Origin of the sequence: Thetidibacter halocola (assembly GCF_018224955.1) — a bacterium.
GTDB lineage: Bacteria > Pseudomonadota > Alphaproteobacteria > Rhodobacterales > Rhodobacteraceae > Thetidibacter > Thetidibacter halocola.
The window spans coordinates 1-2,852 of the sequence record NZ_JAGTUU010000018.1; the positions used below are offsets into that span (position 1 = coordinate 1).

At 47.6% G+C, this 2,852-nt stretch carries 4 protein-coding genes; 1 reads left to right on the top strand and 3 read right to left on the bottom strand.

Annotated elements, in window-relative coordinates; translation table 11 throughout:
• Positions 1-760: 760 nt before the first annotated feature.
• The 3 genes from KB874_RS22715 to KB874_RS22725 all read right to left on the bottom strand — a co-directional run bounded on the left by KB874_RS22715 (position 761) and on the right by KB874_RS22725 (position 2,102).
• Positions 761-1,147, bottom strand: coding sequence for a hypothetical protein (locus KB874_RS22715; RefSeq protein WP_212538851.1), 387 nt, complete (start codon positions 1,145-1,147; stop codon positions 761-763).
• Between the two features lie 43 nt (positions 1,148-1,190).
• Positions 1,191-1,763 carry a hypothetical protein gene (locus tag KB874_RS22720; RefSeq protein WP_212538852.1) on the bottom strand — a complete coding sequence of 191 codons (573 nt, stop codon included), beginning with the start codon at positions 1,761-1,763 and terminating at the stop codon, positions 1,191-1,193.
• Between the two features lie 144 nt (positions 1,764-1,907).
• Entirely contained in the window at positions 1,908-2,102 is a 195-nt protein-coding gene (locus KB874_RS22725; protein WP_212538853.1) for a hypothetical protein, read from the bottom strand.
• A 115-nt stretch (positions 2,103-2,217) separates the two neighbouring features.
• Between KB874_RS22725 and KB874_RS22730 the strand changes: the two genes are divergently transcribed.
• Positions 2,218-2,760 carry a terminase large subunit domain-containing protein gene (locus KB874_RS22730; protein ID WP_212538854.1) on the top strand — a complete coding sequence of 181 codons (543 nt, stop codon included), beginning with the start codon at positions 2,218-2,220 and terminating at the stop codon, positions 2,758-2,760.
• Positions 2,761-2,852 lie beyond the last annotated feature (92 nt).

The window sequence follows — 2,852 nt, forward strand, 5'->3', positions numbered from 1 at the left end:
ATGGGCGATCGGCTCCACGAAACGGAAGCGTTACGCCGATCGCCCATTGCTCCCCCCGCGCAAGCGGGCAATTGTCACCCACCGGCTCTGGTTTCAGCTGGATGAATGTCGGGGGTCAGAGCACGGTTCGGTATCTCATTCGACGATCTGTCACTAGAAGACTACTATACAGATGTGGTCGATTATGAAGGGTCAGCGCCCGGCACCATTGAAATCGATGGCGTTATCTATGCGCACTATCTGACCGCCGGTGCGATGGGTAGACCTATCTCGGGAGACAATCACGCACGAAACCTGTTGATGAAAGGGCATCGCAGCGCAACAGTCGGTCACTCACACTTTCTGGATTACTCCACTCATGTAGACGCATCGGGGCGACGCCTACACGGTCTTGTAGCAGGTTGTCACAAGTCGAACAAAGCAGACGCCTACGCGGGAACCAGTGCAAGAAATTATTGGCGAGGAGTAGCCATCAAGCGCAATGTGCAAGATGGTAATTATGATTTGCATTTAGTATCAGCACAAGAATTGGAGAGAATCTATGGCTAACAACAACAGACACAACGTATTCATTTCGCTCAACGACGCGATTGTATCGACCAAGACAGAGAAAGACGGATACATTCTTCTCTACGAGAACCTGACGCGTAATGAAGCGATCAAGAAAGCAGGACTTCTAAACGAGATATTCTCAGATTAACAAGAAACTGAAAACAGGCAAACACAAACGACTAACCCCCGCCTGAGCGGGGGTTTTTCTTTAGAAGTTGGGCTGGCACTGGTACTCACCATAATCAACCCAAATATCACCTCCTATAAAAGCTGTTTCCAATCGAATATACCGCCCGGTCGACCTCTCAATGTATGACTGCGAGATAAATGGCATTATCTCACTTGGAACAAAATCATGCTCTTTTATGACGATGTAATCATCGGTGATAATTGCCGGATACACCTTGACATAGAGTATGTCACCTGAACTAAAGCGAGCCTCAATCTTTACCGTGTCAAGACCTCGCTCAATAGTAAGGTGATATTCATTAAACGCATATCCACCGTTCGGAAAACAACGAAAGTTAATCGTTTGCGCCTGCGTCATGCTGGCACACAAACACATGGCTATCGCTGCAATCTTTGCTAGTTTCATGGTGCACTTCCGTGATTTTGTACCCGACAACTTCTCTTGGCAGTTACCGAACAAGTGATTTAGCCTCGTGGAGAACACCTCTGTAGTAGACGATTGCCAACTCAGCTAAAGCAATAGGACTGACGTCATCAAGTGGCTTGCCTAAATGTGAAGCGGGAAGTTCGTATGAAACACCACGATTTACCACCTTTTTGAGATTTTGCGAATACTTGACTTCAATCTCTGCGCCGGGAGTCTCTGGCTTGAATTCAGTTACATGAAATTTACCATTTCCATCGACGAACCCAGAAAACTCTCCTTTGCCATATGCCCAGATGCCAAAACCTTCATCAATTGAATTCTCTAAACCATGATGCTCGGCATTTCTGGCTTGATGTAGATATTGAAGAAGTTTGTCTTCTTGACGCGTCTTCGCAAGCTTTTCGTACCACTTTTTGCTTTGTGGGTCATCACGAGAACCCGCTTTCAATTTCTCGTTGATCCTTGAGACCTGTTGTAAAAAGTCATCCCACGCCTCGACAAATGCCCTATTGTGTTCCGCGAACCTCATCTGCGTTAGTGCATTGTCAGCACGACCCAACGCGACTAATGACTGTTGTAATGCCTTCTGCTTCATAGACATAAAACTCCATAACTTGATATTACATCGCATCTGATGATCGACAGCTTCCGTAGTCAAGACAGAAACCGCATGATGCGCCGCTGAACCTTGTCCAACGACGCATCAATTACTACTCGCACAACCTAGTGAACTTCGGGTTTACCAACCGATGTTGCGGGCGTTCTTTACCCTGCCATCGTCGCACAGATCGACATGATAGACGATTTCGTTGACGACAACGGTAGCGCAACGCAAAGCGACACGTTCAACGAATATCTCGCCGTTCGGAAACAAATCGCGAAAGTATACAATAACAGTTGCCTTGCGGGTTTGGATCATTTCCGTCCGTGCCATCTTGTTTCTCCTATTCTCAAGATGGATTTGTGGTAATCGCCGCCACTTTCCTGTCAACCTGCTCAATTAGCAGTCCGCATAAATACCCTTTGAATAGAACGGAAAGGGTATTTTCATGTCAGGCTATTATCCAAAACCATGCTCCGTTGAGGATGGAATTCAATACGCCAGAGATATTGTGTCTGGTCAAATCGTTGCTTGTAAGGCGATCAAGGCGCAATGCCGTATCTTTCTGAACGACTACGATCAGAACCAACACACAGACGACTTTCGTTGGCGCTTTGATGAAGCCAAAGCACGACACGTCATTACATATGTTCAACTACTCAACTTCATCGAAGGTGAAGTAGCAGGCAAACCCGTTCGTCTTTCACCTTGGCAAGCGTTTTTCTTTCTGAACCTGTATGGGTGGGTAGATAAGACAGACGCCGAGATAAGACGTTATACCCGCGCGATCTGTATGGTTGGTCGTAAGAACGCCAAGTCTACGATCCTCGCGACACTGGCGCTTTACGAGACGATGTATGGTCCCGAGGGATCACAGATTGTGACCCTTGCGACCTCGCGTGACCAAGCAAAACTGGTCTGGAACATGTCAGGTCGCATGGCGCAGATGAGCGACAGAAGTGTGAACAGGCATGCAATTTTGACCCCGTAGCGGGGTAATCGGCGCCCAAAAATGACCCCCTTACACTGATGGTCATGATGCTCCCGAGGTCATCGGGGAGCGCAGTGTGGGATGTTGATCGT